The following is a 23,470-nucleotide window of genomic DNA, read 5'->3' as shown; positions in this document are numbered from 1 at the left end:
AATGACACGTAAATGCCTTGTTGATGCCCACTTCACCCGCTTCGGTGGCCGCTGCCGCGCCCCCCGTCCAGTTCCTGGACCGCGACCACAGCATTCTTGCCTTTAATGAGCGGGTGCTGGACTGGGCCAAGCGCCCGGATGTGCCGCTGCTGGAACGGCTGAGGTTTTTGTGCATTGTGTCGTCCAACCTGGACGAGTTTTTTGAGGTCCGCACCGCGCCCCACCTGACGGCGGCCCAGGCCAATGAACAGAAAGCGCCGTATTCGGTGCAGTCCTTCAAGGCTTTGTCGTCCGCCGCGCACGACATGGTGGCGCGCCAGTATTCGCTTTACAACGACGACCTGCTGCCGGCCTTTGAGCGCCAGGGCATACGCATCGTCTCGCACGGCGAGCGCAACACCGCCCAGCGGCGCTGGGTCAAGGAGTATTTCGAGCGGGAAGTGCGGCCGCTGCTGATCCCGGTCGGGCTGGACCCGTCCCACCCCTTTCCGCAGGTGGCCAACAAGTCGCTGAACTTCATCGTGCGGCTGGGCGGCCATGACGCCTTCGGCCGCGAGAACGACATCGCCATCGTCAAGGTGCCGCGCGTGTTGCCGCGGCTGATCCACATGCCGGCGCGCGGCCACCACAAGGAGGACAGGCTGTTCGTCTCGCTCTCCAGCGTGATCCGCGCCCACCTGGCCGAGCTGTTTCCCGGCCGCGAGATGGGCCAGTTTTCGCAGTTCCGTGTCACCCGCCATTCGGATCTCGCGGTGGACGAGGACGACGTCAAGAACCTGCGCACCGCCTTGCGCCAGGGGCTGGAGCAGCGCCACTACGGCCAGGCCGTTCGCCTGGAGGTGTCGGCCGGCTGTTCGGAATACCTGGCCAACTTCCTGCTCAAGCAGTTCAACCTGCCGGCGCCGTCGCTGTACCGCGTTCACGGCCCGGTGAACCTGGTGCGTCTCACGCAGCTGGTGGACCTGGTCAACGACCCCAAGCTGCTGTTCCCCAGCTACCGCCCCTGCTACCCGACACAGCTGCAGCCCGGCCAGTCTTTTTTCGAGCGGCTCAAGGAAGGCGACGTGTCCATCCACCAGCCCTTCGAGAGCTTTGACGGCGTGCTCGCCTTCCTGCGCGAGGCCGTCAACGACCCGCAGGTGCTGGCCATCAAGCAGACGATTTACCGCACCGGCGCTGACTCGGAGTTGATGGTGCTGCTGCGCGAGGCCGTGCGGCGCGGCAAGGAAGTCACCGTGGTGGTGGAGCTCAAGGCGCGCTTTGACGAAGAGGCCAACATCAACTGGGCGGAAATGCTGGAATCCATAGGCGCGCAGGTGGTGTACGGCGTGGTGGGCCTGAAGACCCATGCCAAGATGCTGCTGGTGACGCGCCGCGAAGGCCGGCAGCTGGCGCGTTACGCCCACCTGTCCACCGGCAACTACAACCCACGCACGGCGCGGCTCTACACCGACATCAGCTACCTCACGGCGGATCCGCTGATGACGGCCGACATCGACAACGTGTTTGTGCACCTGGCCAGCCAGAGCCGCCTGCCCAAGCTGCACCATTTGCTGCTCGCGCCCTTCCAGCTGCACCACAAGCTGATCGAAAAAATCGATGCGCTGGGCGAGGCTGCCCTGCAGGGCAAGGACACGCGCCTGGTGGCCAAGATGAATGCGCTGACCGATGAAGACCTGATGCTGGCGCTGGTGAGGGCAGGGCGCTGCGGCGTGAAGATCGACCTGATCGTGCGCGGCGCCTGCATGCTGCCGGCCCAGGTGCCGGGCGTGACCGACAACATCCGGGTGCGCTCCATCATCGGCCGCTTCCTCGAGCATTCGCGCGTCTTCTACTTCCGCTGCGCCGAAGAGGAGACCCTGCTGCTCTCCAGCGCCGACTGGATGAACCGCAACATGCTGCGCCGGGTCGAGCTGGCCTGGCCGGTGACCGACCCGGTGATTCGCCAGCGCATCATCGACGAATGCCTGGTGGCCTACCTGCACGATGGGCGCGACGCCTGGGACTTGCAGCCCGACGGCAGCTACCTTCGGGTGGGCTCCCAGGGCGAATTGCCGCGCCACGGCGCGCAGGCCGCCCTGATGGCCCGCTATTCGGCCCCCCAACACCAGGACAAATGACATGGACCTCATCTTGTGGCGTCATGCGGAAGCGGAAGACTGGCCAGAAGGTGATCCCCAAGGTGGCAGCGACCTCGAGCGCTCGCTCACGGCGCGCGGCGAGAAGCAGGCGGCCCGCATGGCCAACTGGCTGGACCGCCAGCTGCCCGAAGGCGCGCGCATTTTTGTGAGCCCGGCGCGCCGCTGCGAGCAGACCGCGTTGGCACTGGGACGCAAGTACAAGATCAGGAACGAACTGGCGCCCGATGCCACGGCCGCGCAGCTGCTGGAGCTGGTGCAATGGCCCTCGGCCAAGTCGCCCATCCTGGTGGTGGGCCACCAGCCCATACTCGGTGAAACCATCGCCCAGCTGCTGGGCCTGCAGGCCAGCGATTGCCCCGTCAAGAAGGGCGCGCTCTGGTGGCTGCGCAGCCGCGACCGCGAAGGCCACAACCAGACCGTGGTGGTGACGGTGCAGTCGCCTGAGGTGCTTTGAGCTGCGTTTGCTGGCACGGCCCCGCTCGTTCTCCGGTATCGGGCGAAAGGCTTGTACCTCGTGTCTCATTTCCCGTGAATACGGCATCTGGCCGTTGCGCCTGTGCCGATGGACAAAAACGCACCTAGTACAAGCGAGTTTGGTGCTGAATTTATGGTGCAAATTTACCGAACCCTGCTTCGGAATTTGATCAGGGAGGCGGGTAGACTGCAGGGGAGGGCGTGGGGCTTCATAGAGCTTTTATGGCGGTGTGAATTTGCTGCGCATTGCTTTGAAATTCAGCACACAAGCGAACCACGGGAGATTTGAATGTCCAGATTAGATTGCAAGAGCCAGGTTGTGGCGGGAGTTTTACGACATACATTACGTTAGGCCTCTCGCGCAGAGCACCATGCGACACAATCCATTCGAGGATCGGCATTTTGCCCACGGACAGGTCTCAGGCTGCGTAACGCAGGAATTGTTTGCCGTCTTGCTTGAACGAGTAGGGCTCCGCATTAGTGAGCGCAAGTACAGCATCGCGGTCCTCGAATGCGAGTCGTTCACCTTTGAGTTCGATCAGAACACTGAAGACGAGGCAACCATCGAAGGTACCGCTGCCACAGCGGTAGTGCTTCGAGCAAATGCGCACCGCATTCATGATGTTCTTCTGAGCGGGGGAGTGAGGCATTGGATCGAGATCACAGATGCCGTTCAGAATCGCCTTGAATACCTGCACTGTGAGTGGCCTGATGAATAGTCCAGACCTGCCTCGGTGTCTCACTTCGGACGTACAGTTCAAACACAAGGCGGAAGTTCTCTCTGCCTTGCAGGCTGGTGCAACCATTCGCCGTGACGACCGAGTCATTTCCGCGGAGGTCCATTACGCCACCTACTGCATTCGGCTAGACATCGCCAAAGACGCTCGTATTACAAAAGGGTATGAGCAAGAAGCGGTGTCGGCAGTCAAAGACATAGAGCTTTTCCTTTCCAAGCTGCGGCAAGATCTCGCTACCCCCACGAGGGCGTGGCATATAAGCGCAACCGGAGGCCAGCGCTTTACCATCGTTGAAAATGATGCAACGTTTGAGGTCCTTGGCTGCCTTCGTGGGCATGTTCAGGGCAAGGCTGCATGCCATGGCAAAACCGTTGCCTAACCCTTCCATCGAGAGAATCCACCCCGGGAAGCTGGGTCAGACCTCTCGTGTCAAACGTTGGACGTCACCGATGAAGCAGTGCCGAATTTGGACGCTGTCGCTGGCGGTCGCGCTTGCCCCCATAGGGACCGCCCTTGCGCACGCTGAGACCGCGGCACCAAACGTAGAGCAGAAGATCCAGCGCATGGAGAAGGACCAAGAAGCCCTTCTGCGAAAGCTACAGCGGGACATCCAGAGCATGGAAGATTCCCCGCGCAAGGAGGAATTGAAGGCGAGGCTCAACGAGATAGAACGCCGTATTCGCGCGCCGCAGGACCTGTACGTTTCGCCGAATTCGAAGTTCACACCGCTGATGGCCGCGTATTACGAGCGGATGAAGCGTCGGCTGGAGGATTGCGGTACGAGGCATTTCCCGATGCGCAATGCGCAGAAGCTGCATGGGAGGGCGACCGCAGCAATTACACTGGACCGTCGCGGGAGGCTTGTGAAGACCGACATTGTCGACTCCTCGGGTGAACGTCTCATTGATAGACATATTCCGAAGCTCGTTGCCGCGTCTGCGCCGTTCGGTGACCTCCCTGCTGAAATCGTCGTTGACCGGTCCAGGCCTTATCGGAACCTAATCGTTGTGACACAGTTTGCCTTCACTCGCGACGAAAAGCCCCTTCCTGATGACCTACCGGAGGCAGAAAGATGCAGATGGCCATGACGTCTAACAAATCAATTGACATGGACGTCGTTGCGGCGGGCTTCGTCCGCCTATGCACCGCCGGTCATTTCAGACGTTATGCCGCAAGGGGACGCCATGTCGAAAGTTCATAGTTGGCTCGTAGTTCGAGGTCGAGTTTCAATTTGGAGTGAATCCTCAAGGGTTTTACTTGAACTTGATCCGGAGGGCTCTGCTTATTGCGTCCTTTCCGCACAGGATGCAAAGGAGATTGCTGGAATTATTGCGGACGAAGCTCGTTCAATCTGGGACGTATCCGAAAAGCAGGTTGCGGAGCCAGCCCGTGTCGAGGGGGATGTGCGTCAATCGTGCAAACTTTGGACCGAGGCGGAGATACTTCAGCTAATGGCTCATGAGACTGAGCCGCTTGTGGCGCTTGCACTGGATGCGGGGTCGCGTTGTAGCCTGGACGTCACTCGTGCCGTCGCTCTCGTGCAGATTCTCGAGTACATGTCCGAGGCCTTGAACCAGAGAGTAGCACCGAATGCATAACGTTTTGCTCGACACGGAAACACAACTGAGGGCTGTGGCTTCGCTGCGTTGGTTGCGTTCGGGTCAGCGTCGACGCTAAGTGGCAAAATTGTTAACTCTACCCTCCAACTCAACACATGCTGCGATCACTCATTTCAGTCTTTGTCGTTCTCTCAGCTTTCCTGCTCGCCGGCTGTGCGGCCACGTCCGTATACAAGAGCCCCGATCTTCCGCAGGGCGGCCCAGACGCCATTGCCGTTTTGGAGCACGAACACTTTGGCGGCGCCAAGTTCTTCATTACTGACATTGACGGCCAGCCTCGGGGCTTTGGCTGGTTCAGCCGATTTGAACTGACTCCCGGGCGTCGTTCGGTCACTGCTGGGATCAACTCTAGCAGCTTCAAAGGAGCTGGTATCACACGCTATTTCAATGCGGAACCAGGGAAGACCTACACCTTTGCTGTCCAAGATGATCCCAAAGCAATGCGATGGAGTTTTTCCATCGTCGAGAAGAATAGCGGCACAAGAGTCGACTCCGGGACACCATGATGAATCGAAGCCTCCAGCCGCCTAACCCCTCCGTCAAGGGGACGTCTTGCGGCAAGCCGCGAGCCGCCCCTTACGTCCAACGTTAGCCATGTCGGTCGACATCGAGCACCAACTTTGGACATTTTTACGTTAGAACGCATGGCAATGCTGTCTGCCGATCATGCGATCGCCGAAGTCCTTGCACAAGGGTTGCGTGAAAAAGCGGCTATCAGGACGGCTCGCTGGATTGCCAACGCGCTGGGATCCATTTCTTGCATCACCAGCATCGTCGGATGGGCCATTCTCGCTGTGACCTACGTTCGGCTCCAGTCAGTTCTCGATGCGCCTGGCCCTAACGGCCTGAGCCGGAACTTGCATACTCTGATTGGCGCCGGTTACTTTTTCCTTCTAATGCAAGCGGTGAGCGCTGTGTTCCTGCTCCTTGCACTGATTCCGAGCCGCGACAGGCTGCGAACATTGCTTTATGGATTCCCGATCGCGGCATTCGCTTTGCTGCTTTGCGTTCCACGGATTTTGGGGCTCTTCAGGTCATGAAACAGTCTGCGCTGCGGTCTAACAGGTCGACCCACGCGGACACGCAAGATCAGGCTACGGCTTTGCCGGGTATGTTGTGCGCTGGCGGCTTTCAACGTTAGGTCTCACTATGCGCATAGTATTGCTTTTTGCGATGCTTCTTCAAACCTTTCTGGCAACCTCTGCTTTTGCGATAACACCACGGATGGTGACAGGGGCAATTGATTTTCGGTTCGCTAGAAATGCAGTGGCTCTGCCGGCTCCTGCCAGAGAGCGTCTCTACGCAAAGCTTTTGGAACTCAAGAGCGCTGGCCTTTGCGTTCTTGAGTATGTTGTGATTGTCGGGCACGGCGACGGTCCTTCGGGAACTGGTCATAGCGGCAGCATCGGAGCAGAGCGCGCCGAGTACGTCCGAACACTGGTTCTGAAAGCAGGTATACCTCCGCATGCTGTGCATGTGGAGTCACCGAGTAAGGGTGCAACATCCCTCAGTCTTGGGTTAGTTGAACTTGACATTAGGGGATATTGGAATGAACCGGGTTGCGAATTGCGATAAGTTTCTCCGGTTCACGAAAAAAATGAGACTTAACATGCCGCTGAACACAGGCCCGCAACTGCACCAGGCGGCTCTGCCGCGAATGTTGCAGCCCGGTCAGTTCCAACGCTAGACAACACAATGCAACGACTCATCAAGATCGTGGGCTACGCTTGAAACTCGGCAAGGTTCCCCCTGGCGCTCACCTGATGCGCGCGCTTGTCCAGTCCATACCGCTAAAGCTCGTACCGCCTGATCTGCGAAAGCCCAACAGCAAATTCATCCTGCTTGTTCACGATGCCCACGAGGTTGTTGGCATTGAACTAGCCCCTGCTACTGCGCGACGGAGCACTGACGCCTGCCCCTTCGCTCGTCGGCCAGGACTTACACCCTGCCTTACCAGCAGAACGAGAAAGGCACGAAGAGTTGAAGTCACTCATCGGTAATCCATTAGTGGTGACGGTCCAGTCGCCTGAGGTGCTCTGAATTAGCTGGCAACTCCTTGGGTTATGCTGCGGGCTTTGCGGCATTCGCGATCTTTAAGCACAGGGGGATATAGATGCGTCAGGCCTTTTTTGTGGTTCTTGCCTGTCTTTCGTTCGGGGCTCACGCGCAGCCCGCGCCCGCCGGGATCAAGGAGATGATTGTGACCGGGGGGCTCTCCAGCGGAAAGACTTACCAGGTCGCCGAGCACTGCGGCGCGCCGGCGGAGACGCTCAAGGCCTACAAGGTGCGGTTTGATGCCGATACCAAGGGCGGAGAGCAGCTCTACGCCAGCCTAGGGATCAATATCGAGCAGGTCTTTCTTCAAGGGCGGAAAGAGGGCGACGCTTTTTATGCGAGCATCAAGGCCGCGCCGAATCGCGACGTGGTTTGTTCGCAAACGCTGGCGCTGGTCAAGAGCCAGGGCGCGAGGCACTGAGATGCGCTCCAGCCCATTCATCGCCAGGCCTCAGTCCAACAAGGCCATCGCCCGGCTCAATCTTGGCTTCGCGTGGTTTAACGCGGCCGTATTCATCTTTGCCGCTGTATGGGGAACGCTGGATGGACTGGGCGCCATTCCATTGGCGGGACTCCGGCGTATTTCGGCGGATATCTCGATCGCCTGGCCTTTGGCTTTTTTTGCCTCCCTGGTGGCGGTGCAGCTCTCCGTAGCGCGGCTGCGCATCCGGGAATGGCTGTTCTTTACCTCGGGCGCCCTGGCATGCGTATGGTTTGTCATGGTCATGTATGTCGCCCCTGGTCCGGCGATCGGCCTTGCCATTCTGGCGGGCTCGCTCTATCGCCAGGGCGCATCAGCAGAGGCATGACACCGCAGTCGACAGGGCCCCACCATGATTGCATCCCATCGAAAACCCCAGGTTTGTGTACTCGGCAGCGCCGAGCCCGGCTCCCGCGCCTATGAACTCGCCGGTGAGGCGGGTGAAGCGCTGGCCAGACTGGGTATCACCGCGGTGAGCGGGTGCGGCAGTCCCGCAACCAGGGTTGCTGCCGAGCGCGCGATTCAGGCAAACGGCCTGGTGCTCAGCATCGTGCCGCCAGACCAAATGCCCGCGCCGGATTGGCCCGCCACAGTCGTACTGCCTTGCGGCATGGGAGATGCCCGTAACCTCCTGATGGCCCTTGCGGGCGATGCCTGCATCGTCATCGGTGGGCGCGCGGGTACCAAATCCGAGGTGCATCTGGCGTGGCTCCACAAACGGCCTTTGCTTCCGCTGGTCGGCTGCGGCGGGTGGTCTGATGAACTGCCGTCCCATCCTCCCGACGAGCGGGAAAACTCCCCCATCTTGCCTTGGAGCACCATCGCCGAGTTGGAGGCGAATCTGCGCAGTCTTGGCTTGGTCAAGAGCGCGGCCCCAGTGCTATATTGAAAATATCGAAAGAGTTGCCTTGTTTTTTTTGGGTATAAGCTGTTTCGCGAACGCTTTTTGAGAACCACATGCAACAACAACCGGAACTGATTCGCGGCTGGATCATGGTGCTGCTGTCGTTTGCGCTCAGCACATTCGTACACGCGCAAGACATTCGCGACACCCTCCGAAAGAGGACACAAGGCCAAAAGCCTGTGAGCATGGAGACGGAGGTCAAGGGTTCAATCGACGCGTTCAGCCGGCTGTCGAACTACACATTCAAGCCGTCTGGCGAAGGCCCATTTCCTGCCGTCGTTCTCATGCACACCTGCGGCGGAATTGCGAACGCGCACATGCGGATTCATGGCCGCGAATTGCTTGAGAGCGGCTATGTGGTGCTCATGCTTGACAGCTTCGGTCCCCGGGGAATCAGCAGTTGCCAGACACGCCCAATAGCCAGTTCTGTAGGTGCCATGGACGCCTACGCCGCGCTTGACTTCCTGGCGAAGCAGCCCTTCGTTGACAAATCGCGTATCTATCAGTCGGGTTATAGCTGGGGAGCTGCGACGGCGATGCTCTTGGCTTCGCCACAGAGCGCCGAGGTCCTGGATTCGGCGCTACGGTTTCGCGCCACGGTGTCAAACTATTCGACATGCGTTTTTGGCGGAAGATACCCGGCCGTCACGCGCGATACGGATCGGCCTCTCCTGATGCTGTTTGGTGAGCTTGACCAGGAACTTCCGCTCACATCGTGCTTTCCGCTCCTTGAAGAAATGAAGGCTGCGGGCGCGCCGGTCCAGTGGCATGTGTACCCAGGGGCAACGCACGGGTGGGATAAGCAGGGCGAGGGCCGCAACGGCTACGTCTATGACGAGGCAACGGCCAAAGACGCCACTAGGCGCATGCTGGAGTTCTTTGCACAGAACAAATGAGCGCACCGCTCATCGAACTGTGTGATTCGTGGGCGGGCGCGTGAATGTTCCGTGCCGACACGGCGTTTGCGTCACCGAAGCGCCGGTCGCTACAAGCGGCAGGCAAGCTGCCGCAAGCGTGATGGTTTAAGAATCAAGCGTAGGCCGGCCGGTCTTGATCGCGGGAACCTGCTCCAGCGCCGTCAGGAAAGCGGCATCAGAGAGGCCGGCCAGCAGCTTGATGCCGGCGCGCAGCAATTCGCTTTTCTTCGCCGGGCGGGTCAGCCTGGCCGCGCGTTGCTTGAGGTCGTCGAGCACCACGTATTCGGCCTTGGGAATCGTGAAGCTGTCGCGCACCAGTTTTGGCTTTTTGGTTTTCTCTGGCTTGGCGGCCTTCACAGGTTTGGCGCTTGCCTGGGGCTTGGCGGCAGGCTTCTTGGCGCCGGCCTTTTTCACGATGGCTTTCTTGACCGTGCCTTTGCCGGCAGGCGCCTTGGTGGTGGTCGCTTTTTTCGGGGCGGGTTTGGCCGCGGGTTTCACGGGAGCCTTGGGCTTTGCCGGTGCGGCGGGTTTCGCAGTTGCTTTTTTGCTGGTAGCCATGGATTGATCCTTTTTGGGTGCGGTCGAATAAACCGTATATACAGTTTATACGGTTTATTCAAAAACGGTCAAGCCGCGCCGGGTGGTGCCCATGCGCTTGAAGGGCGGGGCGGCAAGGAATGGATCAGGGATTTGGGACCACGAGGGTCCACGGCGTCTTCTGCCAGGCCAGCACTTCTTCCTGCAGCAGGTGGGCCGATTGCGGGAAGGCCTGCGCCCAGCCGGTGCGGCAGTTCAGCACAAAAATCCGGCCGGGCTGCTCGCCGCATTCGAGCTGCAGGCCTTTGAGGTCGGGGTCGCGCCGCGCATGGCACAGGATGACGGCCAGGCGCAGGCACAGCAACTGCTGGATGAACACCCGGTCCTCGAAGTCGATTTCGAGCTTGCGCAGCTTGCCGCGGTGGCCCAGCACCAGCAGGCTGATGCGGTGCAGCTCGGGGAGGGCAAAACCCGGCGCGTCGGCGTTGTCCAGGATATAGGCGCCGTGCTTGTGGTAGTCGCTGTGCGAGATCTGGCTGCCGATTTCATGCAATTGCGCGGCCCATTCGAGCTTGCGCTGGAAACGCGCGGAATCGGCTGGGGCCAGGCCGGCGCCGGCCATCGCGAACAGGTGGCGCGCCACCTTGCTCACGCGCTGGGCCTGCACCGGGTCGGCGCTGAATTTGTTGGCCAGGCGCTGCACGGTAGTGGAGCGCAGGTCCGTCAGGTCGTGTTCGCGGTCCAGCAGGTCGTAAAGCACGCCGTGGCGCAGGGCGCCCTGGGCGGCTTCCATGTGCGAAATGCCCAGCAGCTCGAACACCGCGCGCAACACGCTGACGCCGCCGCCTATGACAGCGCGCCTGTCGTCCTTCATGCCGTCGAGTTTCAGGCGGTCGGCGCTTTGCGCCTTGAGCAGGCGGTCCAGCAGCCAATCGAGGCCCTCGCGCGTGACCTGGCCCGCGGGCCAGCCCGCGGCCGTGAGCACGTCGCTGACGGCGCCTATGGTGCCCGAGGAACCGTAGGCCGTGTCCCAGGTATCGGCGCGGTAGGCATTGACGGCCTCATCGAGCACCGCCTTGGCGGCCACCTCGGCAGTCGTGAAGGCGCGCGCGGTGAACTGTCCCTCGGGGAAATACTTCATGGACCAGGCCACGCTGCCGACGCGGTAGGACTCCATGGTGCGCGCATCCAGGCCCCTGCCAAGGATCATTTCGGTGGAGCGGCCGCCAATGTCGACCACCAGTCGGCGCTCGTTGGATTGCGGCAGCAAATGCGCCACGCCCTGGTAAATCAGGCGGGCTTCCTCGCGGCCGGGGATGACGTCGATGGGAAAACCCAGGATTTTGTGGGCGCGCGCGAGGAACTCCTCCCGGTTGCGCGCCTCGCGCAGGGTCTGGGTGGCGACCGCGCGGACCTGGTGTTTCTTGAAGCCCGCCAGCCGTTCGCCGAAACGCGCCAGGCAGTCCCAGCCGCGCTGCATGGCTTCCGGTGTCAGGTTGCGGTCGGCGTCCAGCCCGTTGCCCTGGCGGACGGTTTCCTTGATGTATTCGGTGCGGTGTATGCGGCCGTGGTCAAAGCGGCCGATTTCGAGGCGAAAGCTGTTGGATCCCAGGTCCACAGCCGCGAGCAGCGTTCCATTTTGCATGCCTGAGTTTAAGGGCTGTGCATAGCTATCGCGCGGGACCCGCATGAGCATTTCGGCCTAACCGATGAGCCGGCCGTCGACCGTCATCATGCTCTGGGTCACGTAGGTGCTGCTGCGGCGCTGGGGGTTGAAGCTCACGCTGAAGCCGCCCATGTTCATGGCACCGCGGCGCTGGAAGGCGGCCAGCACATTCTGGCGGTTCAGCGGGCCGTCCACCTCATTGAGCACTTCATAGGTGTAGCGCGCGGCGATAAATCCGGCCAGGCTCAGGGCCGCGGGCGGCTCGTCAAACAGGCGCGCCAGGGTTTCGCGGTAGCTCCTGACAATCGGCAGGCTGGCGTTGACCAGGGGCACGGGCTGGGTGGCGATCACGGGGGTGTTGCGCGCCGCGCCCATCTGCAGCATGGTCGTCAGGTTGACGTCCGCCAGGGCCACGATGTAGCGCTGGCGGGACTGCTTTTCCAGGCCCTGCGTGAATTCGGCCAGTTCGGGCGTTCCGCCCACGAACAGCAGCACGGCGGGCGTGCGCGGCGTGAGCTTCTGGCCCAGGGCGCGCAGGTCGCCCGCGCCCTTGAACGGCAGCAACTTGAGCTGCAGGGCTGCGGCGATGCGTTCCACGTCGGCGTGGTAGGCGCTGTAATCCTGTGCCGTGGCGTAGATCGCGCCCAGTTCCTTGAGGCCCATGGTGGAGAGGCTTTTGAGCGCGTAGGCCATCTGTTCCTGGCGCGCCGCAAAGATCGGGAAGGTCTTGTCGTCAATCTCGACACTGGAGTTCTGCAGCCAGGGCGCCACGTGCGCCATCGGCAACCCACCCTTGTGGGAGAGATCCACGAGCTGGCCGGCGACAAGGTCACCGACGCTGCCGGACAGGGCCACGCAGGCGGGGTTGTCCCTGACGGAATCGAGTGCGACCTTGAGGCCGGCCGGCGTGCCGTCGGTTTCCAGCGTCAGGTGCTCGATGCGGCGCCCGCGAATGCCGCCTTTGGCATTGATGTCCTGCCAGGCGGCGCGCGAGCCGATCAGGAAGTCCTTGGAGACATCCTGTTGCGACTGGGAAAAATCCACCACCTGTGCCACGGTGAGGCTGCGCGATGCGGATTTTCCGGGCTGCGCCCATGCGGGCGCGGCAACGCCGGCCGCCAGCAGGCCGGCGTGCTGCAACAGGCGGCGGCGGGGGAGGAGGGGATTGGGCGGGAGCATGGTGAATTCCTGGTGTTTGTCGCCGTCAGATGTCAGACGAGGCATGGCAAAACTGTGAAGGCCCCTGCTTTCCGGGGAAAACAGGGGCCTGACGTGGGCAAAAGCCGAGGCAAGGCGCACGGCCTTGGCGGAAGGGTTATTTGCGGACTGGCGGGATCAGGACGGCGTCCACGAGATGCACCACGCCGTTGGTGGCGGAGATGTCCGCGGTCTGCACCATGGCGTCCTCGACGATGACGAATTCGCCGGCCTTGGACAGGGCCACATTGGCGCCGTTGACGGTTTTGCTGTTGCCGTTCTTCACGTCGGCGGCCATGAGCTTGCCGGGGATCAGGTGGTAATTCAGCACGGCCTTGAGTTTGGCCGGGTCCTTGGCCAGTTCGTCCATGGTCTTGGCGGGCACTTTGGCAAAGGCGTCGTTGGTGGGGGCGAACACGGTGTAGGGGCCGGCACCCTTGAGCGTGTCCGTCAGGCCGGCCTTGGCCACCAGGTCGTTGAGCGTGCTCAGCTGGGACTGGGAAGCGATGGTGTCGGCCACGGAAACCGGGGTGGAGGAGGTGGCGCAGCCGGTGAGGGCGGCGACGGCGGCGGCAATGGCCAGAAAACGGCGGTTCAGCATGGAATTTCTCCTGATTAAGAACAGGGCCAAGCGTAGGAGCCGCCGGTGACAGATTCGTGACGGAAATTTAAAGGTTTTGTGACACCGAGAGGGGTGGAGGTGGCTCAGGGCACTGTCATATTTGTCACAAGCTTGTCACACAAGATTCCTACAGTCGACGCATCACCTGGTGCAGCCCGGATCCACCCAGACTGTTTCCCGACTTGTGCTTTAACTGTTTCTAACCGTTTTCTGACCGCTTCTAACTGCTCTAACTGTTCCCAACTATTCCCAACCAGAGGTATTCTGATGAACCTGACTTACAAAGCATCCCTGACGGCCGCGATGGGCCTCGCCTTCGCCTCTTTTGCAACCCTGGCCACCGCCCAGGACGTGACCGGCGCCGGCGCCAGCTTCCCGGCTCCCCTGTATTCCAAATGGGCTGCCGACTACAACAAGGCCACCGGCGTCAAGATCAATTACCAGTCCGTCGGTTCCGGCGCCGGCATCAAGCAGATCGAAGCCAAGACCGTGGACTTCGGTGCTTCGGATGCACCCCTGAAGGACGAAGAACTCAAGGCCAAAAACCTGGTGCAGTTCCCCACCGTGATTGGTGGCGTGGTGCCCGTGGTCAACATCAAGGGCATCGCCCCCGGCCAGATGAAGCTCAACGGCCAGCTGCTGGGCGATATCTACCTGGGCAAGATCACCAACTGGAACGATGCGGCCATCAAGGCGCTGAACCCCGGCCTGGCCCTGCCTGACGCCGCCATCGCACCGGTTCGCCGCGCCGATGGTTCCGGCACCAGCTTTGCATTCACCAACTACCTGAGCCAGGTCAACGCCGAATGGAAGGCCAAGGTCGGTGAAGGCACCGCGGTGAACTGGCCGGTGGGCGCAGGTGGCAAGGGCAATGAAGGCGTCGCCGCGTTCGTCGGCCGCCTGCCCAACTCGATCGGTTATCTCGAGTACGCCTACGTCAAGCAGAACAAGATGACCTACGTGCAGATGCAAAACCAGAGCGGCAGCTTCGTCTCTCCCGACGACGAAACCTTCAAGGCTGCAGCCGCCGGAGCCGACTGGACCAAGACCTTCTACCAGATCCTGAACAACAAGCCAGGCAAGGATTCGTGGCCCATCACGACCGCCACCTACATCATGATGCAAAAGAGCCAGGACAAGCCTGCCCAGGCCGCTGCCGCCCTGAAGTTCTTCGAGTGGGTCTACAAGGGTGGCGACAAGACCGCAACCGACCTGGACTATGTGCCCATGCCTGCGAGCGTCAAGACGCTGATCGAAAAGTCCTGGGCTGATATCAAGGACACCTCCGGCAAGGCCGTTGCGTACAAATAAGACGGCAATTCCATTGCTGCCCATATTGTCCAGAACATAGGGGTTTTCCAACGTGTCCTCTACACTTCCCGCGAGCCGGGCCGATTTTGACCACCCGGTCAAATCGTCCGGACGCGATATGGCTACACCACCCCCCAACAACCCAGTGCGCAGAAGCCCGCTGGCAGACCGGCTCTTCGGCTGGGCTGCCCAGGGAGCGGCGCTCCTGACCCTGGGTCTGCTGTTTGGCATCCTGATCTCGCTGCTCATCGGCGCATGGCCGGCGATCAGCAAATACGGGCTCGGCTTCCTGACCAGCAGCGTATGGGATCCGGTCAAGAACGAGTACGGCGGCCTGGTGATGATCTACGGGACGCTGGCAACCTCTCTCATTGCGCTGGTGATCGCCGTTCCGGTGAGTTTTGGGATCGCCCTGTTCCTGACCGAGTTGTCGCCGGCCTGGCTCAAGCGCCCGCTGGGCACGGCCATCGAACTGCTGGCGGCGGTGCCTTCCATCGTCTACGGCATGTGGGGCCTGCTGGTTTTCGGTCCGATTCTGGCCACCTATGTGCAGCAGCCGCTGCAGGGCATGCTCAAGGGTGTGCCTTACCTGGGCGCCCTGGTCTCCGGCCCGCCGGTGGGCATCGGCATCCTGTCTGCCGGCATCATCCTGGCGATCATGATCATTCCCTTCATCGCCTCGGTGATGCGGGACGTGTTCGAAGTGACGCCGCCGCTGTTGAAAGAGTCCGCCTATGGGCTGGGTGCGACGACCTGGGAAGTGGTCGGCAAGGTCGTGCTGCCCTATACCAAGGCCGGCGTTATCGGCGGGATCATGCTGGGTCTGGGCCGCGCGCTGGGCGAGACGATGGCTGTCACTTTTGTGATCGGCAACGCCAACCAGCTTGCCTCGCTATCGGTGTTCGAGGCGGCCAACAGCATCACGTCCGTCCTTGCAAACGAGTTCGCCGAGGCCAGCAGCGACATGCACAGGGCGGCGCTTTTGTACCTCGCACTGGTGCTGTTTTTCATTACCTTTGTGGTGCTCACGCTGTCCAAGCTGCTGCTTAGCCGCATGAAGAAGAGTGAAGGGAAAAAATCATGAGTACTGGCAAAGCCCTGCTGGACGCCAAGACGCTGGCCGAAACGCGCCAGGCCAGGTTTGCGGCTCGCGACCGCGTTAACAAGATCGCCCTGGCGCTGTCATTTGCTGCGATGGCATTCGGTGTGTTCTGGCTTGTCTGGATTCTCTGGGAAACGCTGCGCCTTGGCGTGAGCGGGCTGTCGCTGTCCATCTTCACGCAAATGACGCCCGCACCTGGCGATGAGGGCGGCTTGCTCAATGCCATCGCGGGGTCGCTGGTGATGGTGGGCATTGCCACCTTTATCGGGACACCGATCGGCATCATGGCCGGCATTTACCTGGCGGAATACAACCCGCGCGGCTGGCTGTCGTCCGTGGTCCGGTTTGTGAACGACATCCTGCTGTCGGCGCCATCGATTGTGATCGGCCTGTTCGTCTATGCCCTTGTGGTCGCGCGGTTCCAGAGTTACTCCGGCCTTGCCGGTGCGCTGGCTTTGTCGCTGATTACCATCCCCGTCGTCATTCGCACCACCGAGAACATGTTGCAACTGGTGCCTCCTGGTTTGCGGGAAGCGGCTTACGCGCTGGGCACGCCCAAGTGGAAAGTCATTCTGGCAATCACCTTGCGTGCGGCGCGTGCCGGTGTGGTGACAGGCGTGCTGCTGGCGGTCGCCCGCATTGCCGGTGAAACCGCTCCACTGCTTTTCACGGCCTTGAACAACCAGTTCTGGTCCTCCGACCTGACGTCTCCCATGGCCAGCCTGCCCGTCACGATTTTCAAGTTCGCGATGAACATCGATCCAAACCTGCAGAAGCTCGCCTGGGCTGGTGTGTTCCTGATCACTGTCGCCGTGTTGGCACTTAACATCTTCGCGCGCATTTTGACGCGGAGCAAGAATTAAAGGGAAATCAAATGGTTGCAACAGTTGCTACCCAGGCGCCCCGCGCCAAGATTGCGGTGAAGGACCTGAACTTCTACTACGGCAAGTTCCACGCCCTCAAGAGCATCAACCTCGACATCCCCGAGAACAAGGTCACGGCCTTCATCGGGCCCTCGGGCTGCGGCAAGTCGACGCTGCTGCGCACCTTCAATCGCATGTTCGAACTCTATCCCGAGCAGCGCGCCGAGGGCACGATCGCACTCGATGGCGAGAACCTGCTGACCAGCAAGCAGGACGTCGCCCTGATCCGCGCCAAGGTCGGCATGGTGTTCCAGAAACCGACGCCTTTCCCGATGTCGATCTACGACAACATCGCTTTCGGCGTGAAGCTGTTCGAAAGCCTGAACGCCTCCGACATGGACGAGCGCGTGGAATGGGCGCTGCGCAAGGCCGCGCTGTGGACCGAAGTCAAGGACAAGCTCAACCAGAGCGGCTCCAGCCTCTCGGGCGGCCAGCAGCAGCGCCTGTGCATCGCCCGCGGCATTGCCATCAAGCCTGAAGTGCTGCTGCTGGACGAACCCTGCTCCGCACTGGACCCTATCTCCACCGCCAAGGTGGAAGAGCTGATCGCCGAACTGAAGAACGATTACACGGTGGTCATCGTGACGCACAACATGCAGCAGGCCGCCCGCTGCAGCGATTACACGGCCTATATGTACCTGGGCGACCTCGTTGAATTCGGTGCGACGGAAGACCTGTTCTTCAAACCGAAACGCAAAGAAACCGAAGACTACATCACCGGCCGTTTCGGCTGATACGGACTAGGGAGCACACATGCCTGATAAACACCTCTCGACCCAGTTTGACAGCGAACTCAACGGCGTCTCTTCGCGCGTCATGGAGCTGGGCGGCCTGGTCGAATCGCAGATTCGCCTGGCGATCTACGCCTTGTCCCAGTTCAGCGCCGAAAGCGCCAACCAGGTCATCGAAACCGAAGCGCGCGTCAATGCGATGGAAATCGACATCGACCGCGAGCTGTCGTCCATCATCGCGCGGCGCCAGCCCACGGCCCGCGACCTGCGCCTGCTGATCGCGATTTCCAAGACCACGGCCAACCTGGAGCGCGCCGGCGACGAAGCCGAGAAGATCGCGCGCATGGTCAAGTCCATCATCGAGAGCGGCTCGGCCCGGGCCCTGCCTTCGTCCGACCTGCGCATCGCCGCGGAGCTTGCCTCCGGCCTGCTGCGCAAGGCGCTGGACGCTTTTGCCCGGCTGGACACCTCGGTGGCGGTCTCCATCCTCAAGGAAGACGACCAGATCGACCAGGAATTCGACGGCTTTGTGCGCAAGCTCATCACTTACATGATGGAAGACCCGCGCACGATTTCGCCCAGCCTGGACCTGCTGTTCGTGGCCAAGGCCATAGAGCGCGTGGGCGACCACGCCAAGAACATCGCGGAATTCATCATTTACATCGTCAAGGGTGCGGACGTGCGGCACACCCCTATGGAACAGATCGAGTCTGCAGTAAAGTAAAGACGGAATGAAACACCTGCCACGCATTCTGATTGTTGAAGACGAGCCGGCCATCGCCGAGTTGATTGCCGTCAACCTGCGGCATGGCGGCTTTGACCCCGTGGTGGCGGAAGACAGTGTGTCGGCCCAGCGCGAACTCGACGCCGTGCTGCCCGACGCCATCCTGCTGGACTGGATGCTGCCGGGCCAAAGCGGCCTGGCCCTGGCGCGCCACTGGCGCAAGCAGGCGCGCACCAAAAGCATTCCCATCCTGATGCTGACGGCGCGCGGCGACGAACCCGACAAGGTCGCCGGGCTGGACGCCGGCGCCGACGACTACATCACCAAGCCCTTTTCCACCCAGGAGCTGCTGGCGCGCATACGCGCCGTGCTGCGCCGCCGCGCGCCCGAGTCGGTGAACGACAGCGTGACGGTGGGCGGGCTGGTGCTGGACGCCGCGACGCACCGCATTGCCTACCTGGGCCAGGAGCTCAAGCTGGGCCCGACCGAGTTCAAGCTGCTGCACTACCTGATGAAGCACGCCGAGCGCGTGCACAGCCGCAGCTCCCTGCTCGACAAGGTCTGGGGCGACCACGTCTTTATCGAAGAGCGCACCGTCGACGTCCACGTCAAGCGCCTGCGCGAGGCCCTGGGCTCGGCGGGCACCATGGTGGAAACCGTGCGCGGCGCCGGCTACCGGCTGACCGCGATGGCCGCCAACAGCCCGGTGGCTGCTGCACAATCCAGCGCATGATCAACCGGTGGATTGTTTTCGCCGTCTGCATGCTTGTGGGCGGCGGTTTGGGCTTTTGGGCGCGCACCGTCAACGGCCTGAGCTTCGGGCTGGGCATAGGGCTGGCGGTGGGCGCCCTGGTCTGGCTGGTGATCGACAGCTTCTTCATCAACCGGCTGCTGCGCTGGCTGCGTGCCGAGCAGAACAACGACACGCCCGCCGTGATGGCCGGCAGCGCGCCCAGCCTGCCCGGCGTCTGGGGCGAGGTCGCCGACCGGACCCGCCGGCTGCTCAAGAACCGCGACCAGCAATACCAGGAAAGCCAGGCGCGCCTCGACGAGTTCCTGGCGGCCATGCAGGCCTCGCCCAGCGGCGTGGTACTGCTGGACGCGCAGGGCCGCATCGAGTGGTGCAACCAGATGGCCAGCCAGCATTTCGGCTTCGACGCCCAGCGCGACGTGATGCAGCACATCGCCAACCTGGTGCGCGACCCGGCCTTCAAGGCCTATATGGCGACCGGCAATTTCACGCACGACGTGGTCATTCCGGGCAGCGCCAGCACGCCGGCGCGGCCGGTGAAGCTGTCGGTCCATGTGCATTCCTACGGCAAGGACCGCAAGCTGCTGCTGTCCCGCGACATCACGGCCGTGGAGCTGGCCGAAGCCATGCGCCGCGATTTCGTGGCCAATGTGTCGCATGAGATCCGCACGCCGCTGACGGTGCTGTCCGGCTTTATCGAAACCCTGCAGACCCTGCCGCTCAAGGAGCCCGAGCGGGCCCGCTACCTGGCCCTGATGTCGCAGCAATCGCAGCGCATGCAGACCCTGGTCAGCGATTTGCTGACCCTGTCGCGCCTGGAGGGCAGCCCTTTCCCGGGTGCCAATGACTGGATGACGCTGGGCGCGCTGCTGGCCCAGTGCGAGCAGGAGGCCAGGGCCCTGTCGGCGGTGATCGCGCCGCAGGGGCACCGCCTGGAGTTCGAGTCCGGCCCGGTCTCGGAAATCGCCGGCGTGCAGACCGAGCTTTACAGCGCCATGTCCAACCTCGTGACCAACGCGGTGCGCTACACGCCCGAGGGCGGACTGGTGCGCGTGAGCTGGACGCTGCTGGAAGACGGCCGCGGCGAGTTCAAGGTCAAGGACAGCGGCCCCGGCATCGCGCCCGAACACCTGCCGCGGCTGACCGAGCGCTTCTACCGCATAGACCGCAGCCGCTCACGCGAGACCGGTGGCACCGGCCTGGGCCTGGCCATCGTCAAGCACGTGGCACAGCGCCACGGTGCCGAACTGCAGATCGAGAGCGAGCCGGGGCAGGGTTCCTGCTTTTCCATCGTCTTTCCGGCCGCGCGCGTGCGCCGGGTGCAGCTGGCTCAGGCCGCCTGAGCCACCCGCAGGCTGCGCCTGACGGCGTGCCACAGCAAACCCAGGAAGCAGACCGCCACCAGTGCGATGGCCACCGTGCTGGCGGCCCAGAAGCTGGCGGCCGACTGGGTGGCCGCATGGCCCGCGATGCCTTCGTAGGCCAGGCGGTAGCCGCCCAGCAAACCCAGTCCCCACAGCAGCACGCCGTACAGCGCCAGCGGCATGATGGTGATGCGGTAGCAGCGCAGCAAAAACGCGGTCAGGGCCTGGGTCGCGTCGGCCACATGGTAGAAGGCCACCCACACCAGCAGCGAGGAAGCCAGCGCGATGATTTCCGGGCTGCCCGAATACCAGCGCGCCAGCAAGGGCCCGGCCATGGCCACAAAACCCCCCAGCGTGAGCGCCGCCAGCCCGGTGAGCTTGAGCCCCAGCAGCACCACGCGCCTGGCGTAGTCCGGCCGGCCGGCGCCCATCCAGAAGGACACGCGCGCACTGCAGGCAATCGCCATCGACAGCGGCATCATGTAGAGCACCGCCGCCACACTCGAAGCAATCTGGTGGCTGGCCGAGGCGACCGTGCCCAGGCGGGCGATAAAAAGGGCCATCAGCGTGAACGAGGTCACCTCCACCAGGTAGGCCAGCCCGCCAGGGATGCCCAGGCGCGCGAAATTGCCGATCTGCGACCAGTCGGGCCGTTCCATGTGCTGCCAGATGCGGTAAGGGAGGTACATGGGCCGGGTGCGCAGCATCAGCAGGGCCAGCGCCAGCAGCAGGTAGTTCACGACCAGCGTGGCCCAGGCGCAGCCCACGGCCCCCATGGGCTCAACGCCGGCACCACCGGCCACCAGCCAGATGGACAGCGGAATCTTCACCAGCAGGGCGCCGACCTGCAGCCAGGTGACCAGCAGCGGTTTGCCCAGCGACTGGTTGAAGGTGCTGTAGATACGAAACAGCAGCGAGGGCGCGAAGGCAAAAGCCAGCACCGCGAGGTAATGCTGGACCTCGCCGCGCATCAGCTCGGGCACCTCGGCCCAGCGCAGCAGCGGGCCGGGAAACAGCATGGCCGCCATGCCCGCCGCCACGATGAAGCCGCACAGGTACATGCTTTGCCGCAGCGAGGCCCCCACCGCCTCATGGCGCCGCGCGCCCAGCATCTCGGACCAGATGGGCAGCAGCGCCTGCACGATGCCGATCAGGCCGACATACACGCTGACATAAAGGGCTGAACCCACCGACAGCGCGGCCAGCGCCTCGTCGCTGTAGCGGCCCGCGATCACGGTGTCGGCCACGCCGAAGGCCATGACGGCCAGTTGCCCGACCAGCACCGTGCCCGCGTGCCGGCTGATGACCTTGAGCTCGCTCAAGGCTTGGCTTTGCCGTTGGCGCGGCGGGACGGGGTGGGAGGTTTGGCCGGGCTGTCCTGGCTGACCCGCTTGTACAGCAGCACGTTTTCGGTCTTGTCCGTGGGGCGGCGCACCGTCGCCTGGAAAGCCCAGTCGGGCAGGTTGACCCTGCTGCTGAGCGTGGGCTGGGCTTCGACGTCGACGATCAGGTAGGGGCAGCTGGCCTGCGCGCCGGCCTGGCGCAGCTCAAGCCGGCCGTGGTATTGCAAGGCGGCGGCCTGGGCACTGCCTATGCCGTAGATTTCGACGCAGGCGTTTTTGTCCACCAGGCTGGCGATCTGGCGCGACATGGGCGCGAAGCTGCGCGCGTAGTCGAGCAGCGGCAGCCAGAGTGTCATCAGCAGCAGCCAGCACAAGGTGGCGCCGCCGGCCGGCAGCACCAGCGACTTCCAGACGGCCGCGCGTTGCGCGCCGGCCCGCCATTTGACAAGCCAGGTCCAGGCCAGGGTGGCGGCCAGCGCAAACACAAAGGCCAGCCAGGAGAAGCTGGGTTCGAAGCCGGGCGCGAGCTTGGCCACGTTGGCGGCAGGCTGGCGCGGCACACCGGTCTGCATGGCGATCCAGACCACCCAGATGATGATGCCGCAGCCGGTGAAAAACAGCAGCGTGAACCAGTCGATCAGCGAGGCCACGCTGCGCTTGAGCGTGGGCAGCGCGAAAGCGGCCAGCGCGGCCAGCGGCGGCAGGCTCAGCAGCAGGCTGCGGTCCGAGGCCGTGGTGGTCAGCGTGGCGGCCACGGCCATGGCGGCAAACCACAGCGGCAGGGCGACATGGCGGCTGGCCAGCTGCCGGCGCCAGCGGTAAAGCGTCCACATCGCCAGCGGCCAGGCCGGCCAGGTGAACCACAGCAGCAAACGTCCCAGGCTGCGCCAGTCCTTCCATGCGGAGGCATCGTCGGTACCTGGCAGGTGGATGCGCCAGCGCCAGAGGTCCAGGCTGTAGGCCAGCAGCGCGACCCCCAGCGTGATGCCGGTGATCAACAGCACCCAGTGCCAGGACTGCTGCCTGGCAGCAGGGTCGGTCTGGTCCGTGCCCCAGTGCATGTGCATCCATTCCACCAGCGCGCCGCCCACGCCCAGCAGCAGCGCCAGCGTGGGCGCGCCGCTCAGGGTGAGCCCGGCCAGGCCGATCAGCAGGCCGAAGGCGGGCCCCAGGATTTTGGTGGCGCGGCGGTAAGGGCTGGCCGCCATGGCGTAAAAGGCCAGCGCGGTAAAACCCAGTTGCGCCAGCGCCGGCGTGGTTTCGTGGGACAGCTGCGCCAGGCCCAGGCTGGCGATCAGCGCCAGCAGGCCGGCGTCGGCGATGGCCCGGGCATAGTCCACCGGGCTGGCTTCGCCGCCGAAGGCGAAGGCGACCGGTTGGGCCAGTGGGCTGCGCGCCAGGTAATAAACGGCATACCAGGTGGCCAGCAGTGTCAGCACCAGCAGCCCCACAAACGGCACCCGCACCGCCAGGGCCGGGTCCAGGAAGGGCAGCCATTTGATCGCGAGCGCGCCCAGCCAGTAGGGCGCCAGCGCGTCGAACTCGGTGGCCCGGCCCAGCAGCTGCGGCTGCAGCCAGTTGGCCACCGTGGAGGCCAGCTCGCGCATCACGCCAAAGGCCGCGATGTCCTCGTTTTTCCAGGGCCCGCGCCCCAGGAAGCCCGGCAACACATAGGCTGCACAGAACAGCAGCAGCGCAAGCCGCGGCAGGCGGCGCACGGCGGACTGGGCAATGATGGCGGGTGAAGGTTTGTTCAAAACGGTTGGAGTCGGGAAAGTGCGGGGAAGGGCCGGCAGAGCTGCCGGGCCGCCATCCCGGGCCACCGGTGATTTTGCGTCAAAGCGGGCCGCCAGGTTTTGCGTTTGCCGGCA

24 protein-coding genes are annotated in these 23,470 nt (G+C 62.8%); 17 read left to right on the top strand and 7 right to left on the bottom strand.

Annotated features, from left to right (window positions below):
• Nucleotides 1–23: 23 nt before the first annotated feature.
• Complete coding sequence (ppk1, locus tag BLQ85_RS03295) at nucleotides 24–2,120, top strand: polyphosphate kinase 1 (protein ID WP_074574742.1); 2,097 nt, start codon at nucleotides 24–26, stop codon at nucleotides 2,118–2,120.
• Between the two features lies 1 nt (nucleotide 2,121).
• Nucleotides 2,122–2,595, top strand: a complete 474-nt coding sequence (locus BLQ85_RS03290) for a SixA phosphatase family protein (protein ID WP_074574741.1) — start codon at nucleotides 2,122–2,124, stop codon at nucleotides 2,593–2,595.
• Between the two features lie 439 nt (nucleotides 2,596–3,034).
• Here BLQ85_RS03290 and BLQ85_RS24105 read toward each other — a convergent pair whose 3' ends face one another.
• Entirely contained in the window at nucleotides 3,035–3,313 is a 279-nt protein-coding gene (locus BLQ85_RS24105; protein ID WP_139200872.1) for a hypothetical protein, read from the bottom strand.
• Nucleotides 3,314–3,326: 13 nt separating this feature from the next.
• Between BLQ85_RS24105 and BLQ85_RS24515 the strand changes: the two genes are divergently transcribed.
• The 8 genes from BLQ85_RS24515 to BLQ85_RS03255 all read left to right on the top strand — a co-directional run bounded on the left by BLQ85_RS24515 (nucleotide 3,327) and on the right by BLQ85_RS03255 (nucleotide 9,307).
• The gene (locus BLQ85_RS24515) at nucleotides 3,327–3,731 is read left to right on the top strand and encodes a hypothetical protein (RefSeq protein WP_175456036.1); all 405 of its coding nucleotides are present in this window, start codon (nucleotides 3,327–3,329) and stop codon (nucleotides 3,729–3,731) included.
• Nucleotides 3,712–4,440 (top strand): TonB C-terminal domain-containing protein, encoded by a 729-nt coding sequence (locus BLQ85_RS03280; protein WP_175456035.1) that lies wholly within the window; start codon nucleotides 3,712–3,714, stop codon nucleotides 4,438–4,440. The genes BLQ85_RS24515 and BLQ85_RS03280 overlap by 20 nt, the downstream gene beginning before the upstream one ends.
• A 626-nt stretch (nucleotides 4,441–5,066) precedes the next feature.
• Entirely contained in the window at nucleotides 5,067–5,477 is a 411-nt protein-coding gene (locus BLQ85_RS24100; protein WP_139200871.1) for a hypothetical protein, read from the top strand.
• Between the two features lie 138 nt (nucleotides 5,478–5,615).
• On the top strand, nucleotides 5,616–6,011 hold the full coding sequence (locus tag BLQ85_RS03275; protein ID WP_074574736.1) for a hypothetical protein: 396 nt from the start codon (nucleotides 5,616–5,618) through the stop codon (nucleotides 6,009–6,011).
• A 1,073-nt stretch (nucleotides 6,012–7,084) separates the two neighbouring features.
• Nucleotides 7,085–7,447 (top strand): hypothetical protein, encoded by a 363-nt coding sequence (locus BLQ85_RS03270; protein WP_074574735.1) that lies wholly within the window; start codon nucleotides 7,085–7,087, stop codon nucleotides 7,445–7,447.
• A 1-nt stretch (nucleotide 7,448) separates the two neighbouring features.
• The gene (locus BLQ85_RS03265) at nucleotides 7,449–7,835 is read left to right on the top strand and encodes a hypothetical protein (RefSeq protein WP_074574733.1); all 387 of its coding nucleotides are present in this window, start codon (nucleotides 7,449–7,451) and stop codon (nucleotides 7,833–7,835) included.
• A 24-nt stretch (nucleotides 7,836–7,859) separates the two neighbouring features.
• Nucleotides 7,860–8,396 carry an SLOG cluster 4 domain-containing protein gene (locus BLQ85_RS03260; RefSeq protein WP_074574731.1) on the top strand — a complete coding sequence of 179 codons (537 nt, stop codon included), beginning with the start codon at nucleotides 7,860–7,862 and terminating at the stop codon, nucleotides 8,394–8,396.
• A 68-nt stretch (nucleotides 8,397–8,464) separates the two neighbouring features.
• Entirely contained in the window at nucleotides 8,465–9,307 is an 843-nt protein-coding gene (locus tag BLQ85_RS03255; RefSeq protein WP_074574729.1) for a dienelactone hydrolase family protein, read from the top strand.
• 126 nt (nucleotides 9,308–9,433) lie between these two features.
• On the opposite strand, the gene BLQ85_RS03250 is transcribed toward BLQ85_RS03255, so the two are convergent.
• The 4 genes from BLQ85_RS03250 to BLQ85_RS03235 form a co-directional block, all read right to left on the bottom strand.
• Nucleotides 9,434–9,886 carry a hypothetical protein gene (locus tag BLQ85_RS03250; RefSeq protein WP_074574727.1) on the bottom strand — a complete coding sequence of 151 codons (453 nt, stop codon included), beginning with the start codon at nucleotides 9,884–9,886 and terminating at the stop codon, nucleotides 9,434–9,436.
• A 124-nt stretch (nucleotides 9,887–10,010) separates the two neighbouring features.
• A complete protein-coding gene (gene ppx / locus BLQ85_RS03245; RefSeq protein WP_074574726.1) occupies nucleotides 10,011–11,510 on the bottom strand; it encodes an exopolyphosphatase in 1,500 nt (499 codons plus the stop codon).
• A gap of 57 nt (nucleotides 11,511–11,567) precedes the next feature.
• On the bottom strand, nucleotides 11,568–12,710 hold the full coding sequence (locus BLQ85_RS03240) for an ABC transporter substrate-binding protein (RefSeq protein ID WP_074575144.1): 1,143 nt from the start codon (nucleotides 12,708–12,710) through the stop codon (nucleotides 11,568–11,570).
• Between the two features lie 136 nt (nucleotides 12,711–12,846).
• Entirely contained in the window at nucleotides 12,847–13,329 is a 483-nt protein-coding gene (locus BLQ85_RS03235) for a fasciclin domain-containing protein (RefSeq protein WP_074574724.1), read from the bottom strand.
• Between the two features lie 324 nt (nucleotides 13,330–13,653).
• Here BLQ85_RS03235 and pstS point away from each other — a divergent pair, with 324 nt between their 5' ends.
• The 7 genes from pstS to phoR all read left to right on the top strand — a co-directional run bounded on the left by pstS (nucleotide 13,654) and on the right by phoR (nucleotide 20,235).
• A complete protein-coding gene (gene pstS / locus BLQ85_RS03230) occupies nucleotides 13,654–14,661 on the top strand; it encodes a phosphate ABC transporter substrate-binding protein PstS (protein WP_139200890.1) in 1,008 nt (335 codons plus the stop codon).
• Nucleotides 14,662–14,779: 118 nt separating this feature from the next.
• On the top strand, nucleotides 14,780–15,745 hold the full coding sequence (gene pstC / locus BLQ85_RS03225; protein ID WP_074574721.1) for a phosphate ABC transporter permease subunit PstC: 966 nt from the start codon (nucleotides 14,780–14,782) through the stop codon (nucleotides 15,743–15,745).
• Nucleotides 15,742–16,626, top strand: a complete 885-nt coding sequence (gene pstA, locus BLQ85_RS03220; RefSeq protein WP_074574719.1) for a phosphate ABC transporter permease PstA — start codon at nucleotides 15,742–15,744, stop codon at nucleotides 16,624–16,626. Before pstC ends, pstA begins: the two co-directional genes overlap by 4 nt.
• An 11-nt stretch (nucleotides 16,627–16,637) precedes the next feature.
• On the top strand, nucleotides 16,638–17,420 hold the full coding sequence (gene pstB / locus BLQ85_RS03215; RefSeq protein WP_074574717.1) for a phosphate ABC transporter ATP-binding protein PstB: 783 nt from the start codon (nucleotides 16,638–16,640) through the stop codon (nucleotides 17,418–17,420).
• Nucleotides 17,421–17,439: 19 nt separating this feature from the next.
• Nucleotides 17,440–18,141: a phosphate signaling complex protein PhoU gene (gene phoU / locus BLQ85_RS03210; protein WP_074574716.1), complete on the top strand. Its 702-nt coding sequence runs from the start codon at nucleotides 17,440–17,442 to the stop codon at nucleotides 18,139–18,141.
• A 7-nt stretch (nucleotides 18,142–18,148) separates the two neighbouring features.
• A complete protein-coding gene (gene phoB, locus BLQ85_RS03205) occupies nucleotides 18,149–18,874 on the top strand; it encodes a phosphate regulon transcriptional regulator PhoB (RefSeq protein WP_074574714.1) in 726 nt (241 codons plus the stop codon).
• Complete coding sequence (gene phoR / locus BLQ85_RS03200) at nucleotides 18,871–20,235, top strand: phosphate regulon sensor histidine kinase PhoR (RefSeq protein WP_175456034.1); 1,365 nt, start codon at nucleotides 18,871–18,873, stop codon at nucleotides 20,233–20,235. The genes phoB and phoR overlap by 4 nt, the downstream gene beginning before the upstream one ends.
• On the opposite strand, the gene BLQ85_RS03195 is transcribed toward phoR, so the two are convergent.
• Nucleotides 20,223–21,578, bottom strand: a complete 1,356-nt coding sequence (locus tag BLQ85_RS03195; protein WP_074574712.1) for an MATE family efflux transporter — start codon at nucleotides 21,576–21,578, stop codon at nucleotides 20,223–20,225. The genes phoR and BLQ85_RS03195 overlap by 13 nt on opposite strands.
• Nucleotides 21,575–23,356, bottom strand: a complete 1,782-nt coding sequence (locus tag BLQ85_RS03190) for a hypothetical protein (protein WP_074574711.1) — start codon at nucleotides 23,354–23,356, stop codon at nucleotides 21,575–21,577. Before BLQ85_RS03190 ends, BLQ85_RS03195 begins: the two co-directional genes overlap by 4 nt.
• Nucleotides 23,357–23,470 lie beyond the last annotated feature (114 nt).

The sequence above is a fragment of the Polaromonas sp. JS666 genome, from assembly GCF_900103405.1.
Lineage (GTDB): Bacteria > Pseudomonadota > Gammaproteobacteria > Burkholderiales > Burkholderiaceae_C > Polaromonas.
Note: the sequence above shows the minus strand (reverse complement) of the source record. Positions and strands in the feature narration are given on the sequence as shown.

Coding starts and splice junctions, on each gene's coding strand:
- ppk1 (WP_074574742.1), top strand. CDS start 24: ATGCCCACTTCACCCGCTTCGGTGGCCGCTGCCGCGCCCCCCGTCCAG.
- BLQ85_RS03290 (WP_074574741.1), top strand. CDS start 2,122: ATGGACCTCATCTTGTGGCGTCATGCGGAAGCGGAAGACTGGCCAGAA.
- BLQ85_RS24515 (WP_175456036.1), top strand. CDS start 3,327: ATGAATAGTCCAGACCTGCCTCGGTGTCTCACTTCGGACGTACAGTTC.
- BLQ85_RS03280 (WP_175456035.1), top strand. CDS start 3,712: ATGGCAAAACCGTTGCCTAACCCTTCCATCGAGAGAATCCACCCCGGG.
- BLQ85_RS24100 (WP_139200871.1), top strand. CDS start 5,067: ATGCTGCGATCACTCATTTCAGTCTTTGTCGTTCTCTCAGCTTTCCTG.
- BLQ85_RS03275 (WP_074574736.1), top strand. CDS start 5,616: ATGGCAATGCTGTCTGCCGATCATGCGATCGCCGAAGTCCTTGCACAA.
- BLQ85_RS03270 (WP_074574735.1), top strand. CDS start 7,085: ATGCGTCAGGCCTTTTTTGTGGTTCTTGCCTGTCTTTCGTTCGGGGCT.
- BLQ85_RS03265 (WP_074574733.1), top strand. CDS start 7,449: ATGCGCTCCAGCCCATTCATCGCCAGGCCTCAGTCCAACAAGGCCATC.
- BLQ85_RS03260 (WP_074574731.1), top strand. CDS start 7,860: ATGATTGCATCCCATCGAAAACCCCAGGTTTGTGTACTCGGCAGCGCC.
- BLQ85_RS03255 (WP_074574729.1), top strand. CDS start 8,465: ATGCAACAACAACCGGAACTGATTCGCGGCTGGATCATGGTGCTGCTG.
- BLQ85_RS03250 (WP_074574727.1), bottom strand. CDS start 9,886: ATGGCTACCAGCAAAAAAGCAACTGCGAAACCCGCCGCACCGGCAAAG.
- ppx (WP_074574726.1), bottom strand. CDS start 11,510: ATGCAAAATGGAACGCTGCTCGCGGCTGTGGACCTGGGATCCAACAGC.
- BLQ85_RS03240 (WP_074575144.1), bottom strand. CDS start 12,710: ATGCTCCCGCCCAATCCCCTCCTCCCCCGCCGCCGCCTGTTGCAGCAC.
- BLQ85_RS03235 (WP_074574724.1), bottom strand. CDS start 13,329: ATGCTGAACCGCCGTTTTCTGGCCATTGCCGCCGCCGTCGCCGCCCTC.
- pstS (WP_139200890.1), top strand. CDS start 13,654: ATGGGCCTCGCCTTCGCCTCTTTTGCAACCCTGGCCACCGCCCAGGAC.
- pstC (WP_074574721.1), top strand. CDS start 14,780: ATGGCTACACCACCCCCCAACAACCCAGTGCGCAGAAGCCCGCTGGCA.
- pstA (WP_074574719.1), top strand. CDS start 15,742: ATGAGTACTGGCAAAGCCCTGCTGGACGCCAAGACGCTGGCCGAAACG.
- pstB (WP_074574717.1), top strand. CDS start 16,638: ATGGTTGCAACAGTTGCTACCCAGGCGCCCCGCGCCAAGATTGCGGTG.
- phoU (WP_074574716.1), top strand. CDS start 17,440: ATGCCTGATAAACACCTCTCGACCCAGTTTGACAGCGAACTCAACGGC.
- phoB (WP_074574714.1), top strand. CDS start 18,149: ATGAAACACCTGCCACGCATTCTGATTGTTGAAGACGAGCCGGCCATC.
- phoR (WP_175456034.1), top strand. CDS start 18,871: ATGATCAACCGGTGGATTGTTTTCGCCGTCTGCATGCTTGTGGGCGGC.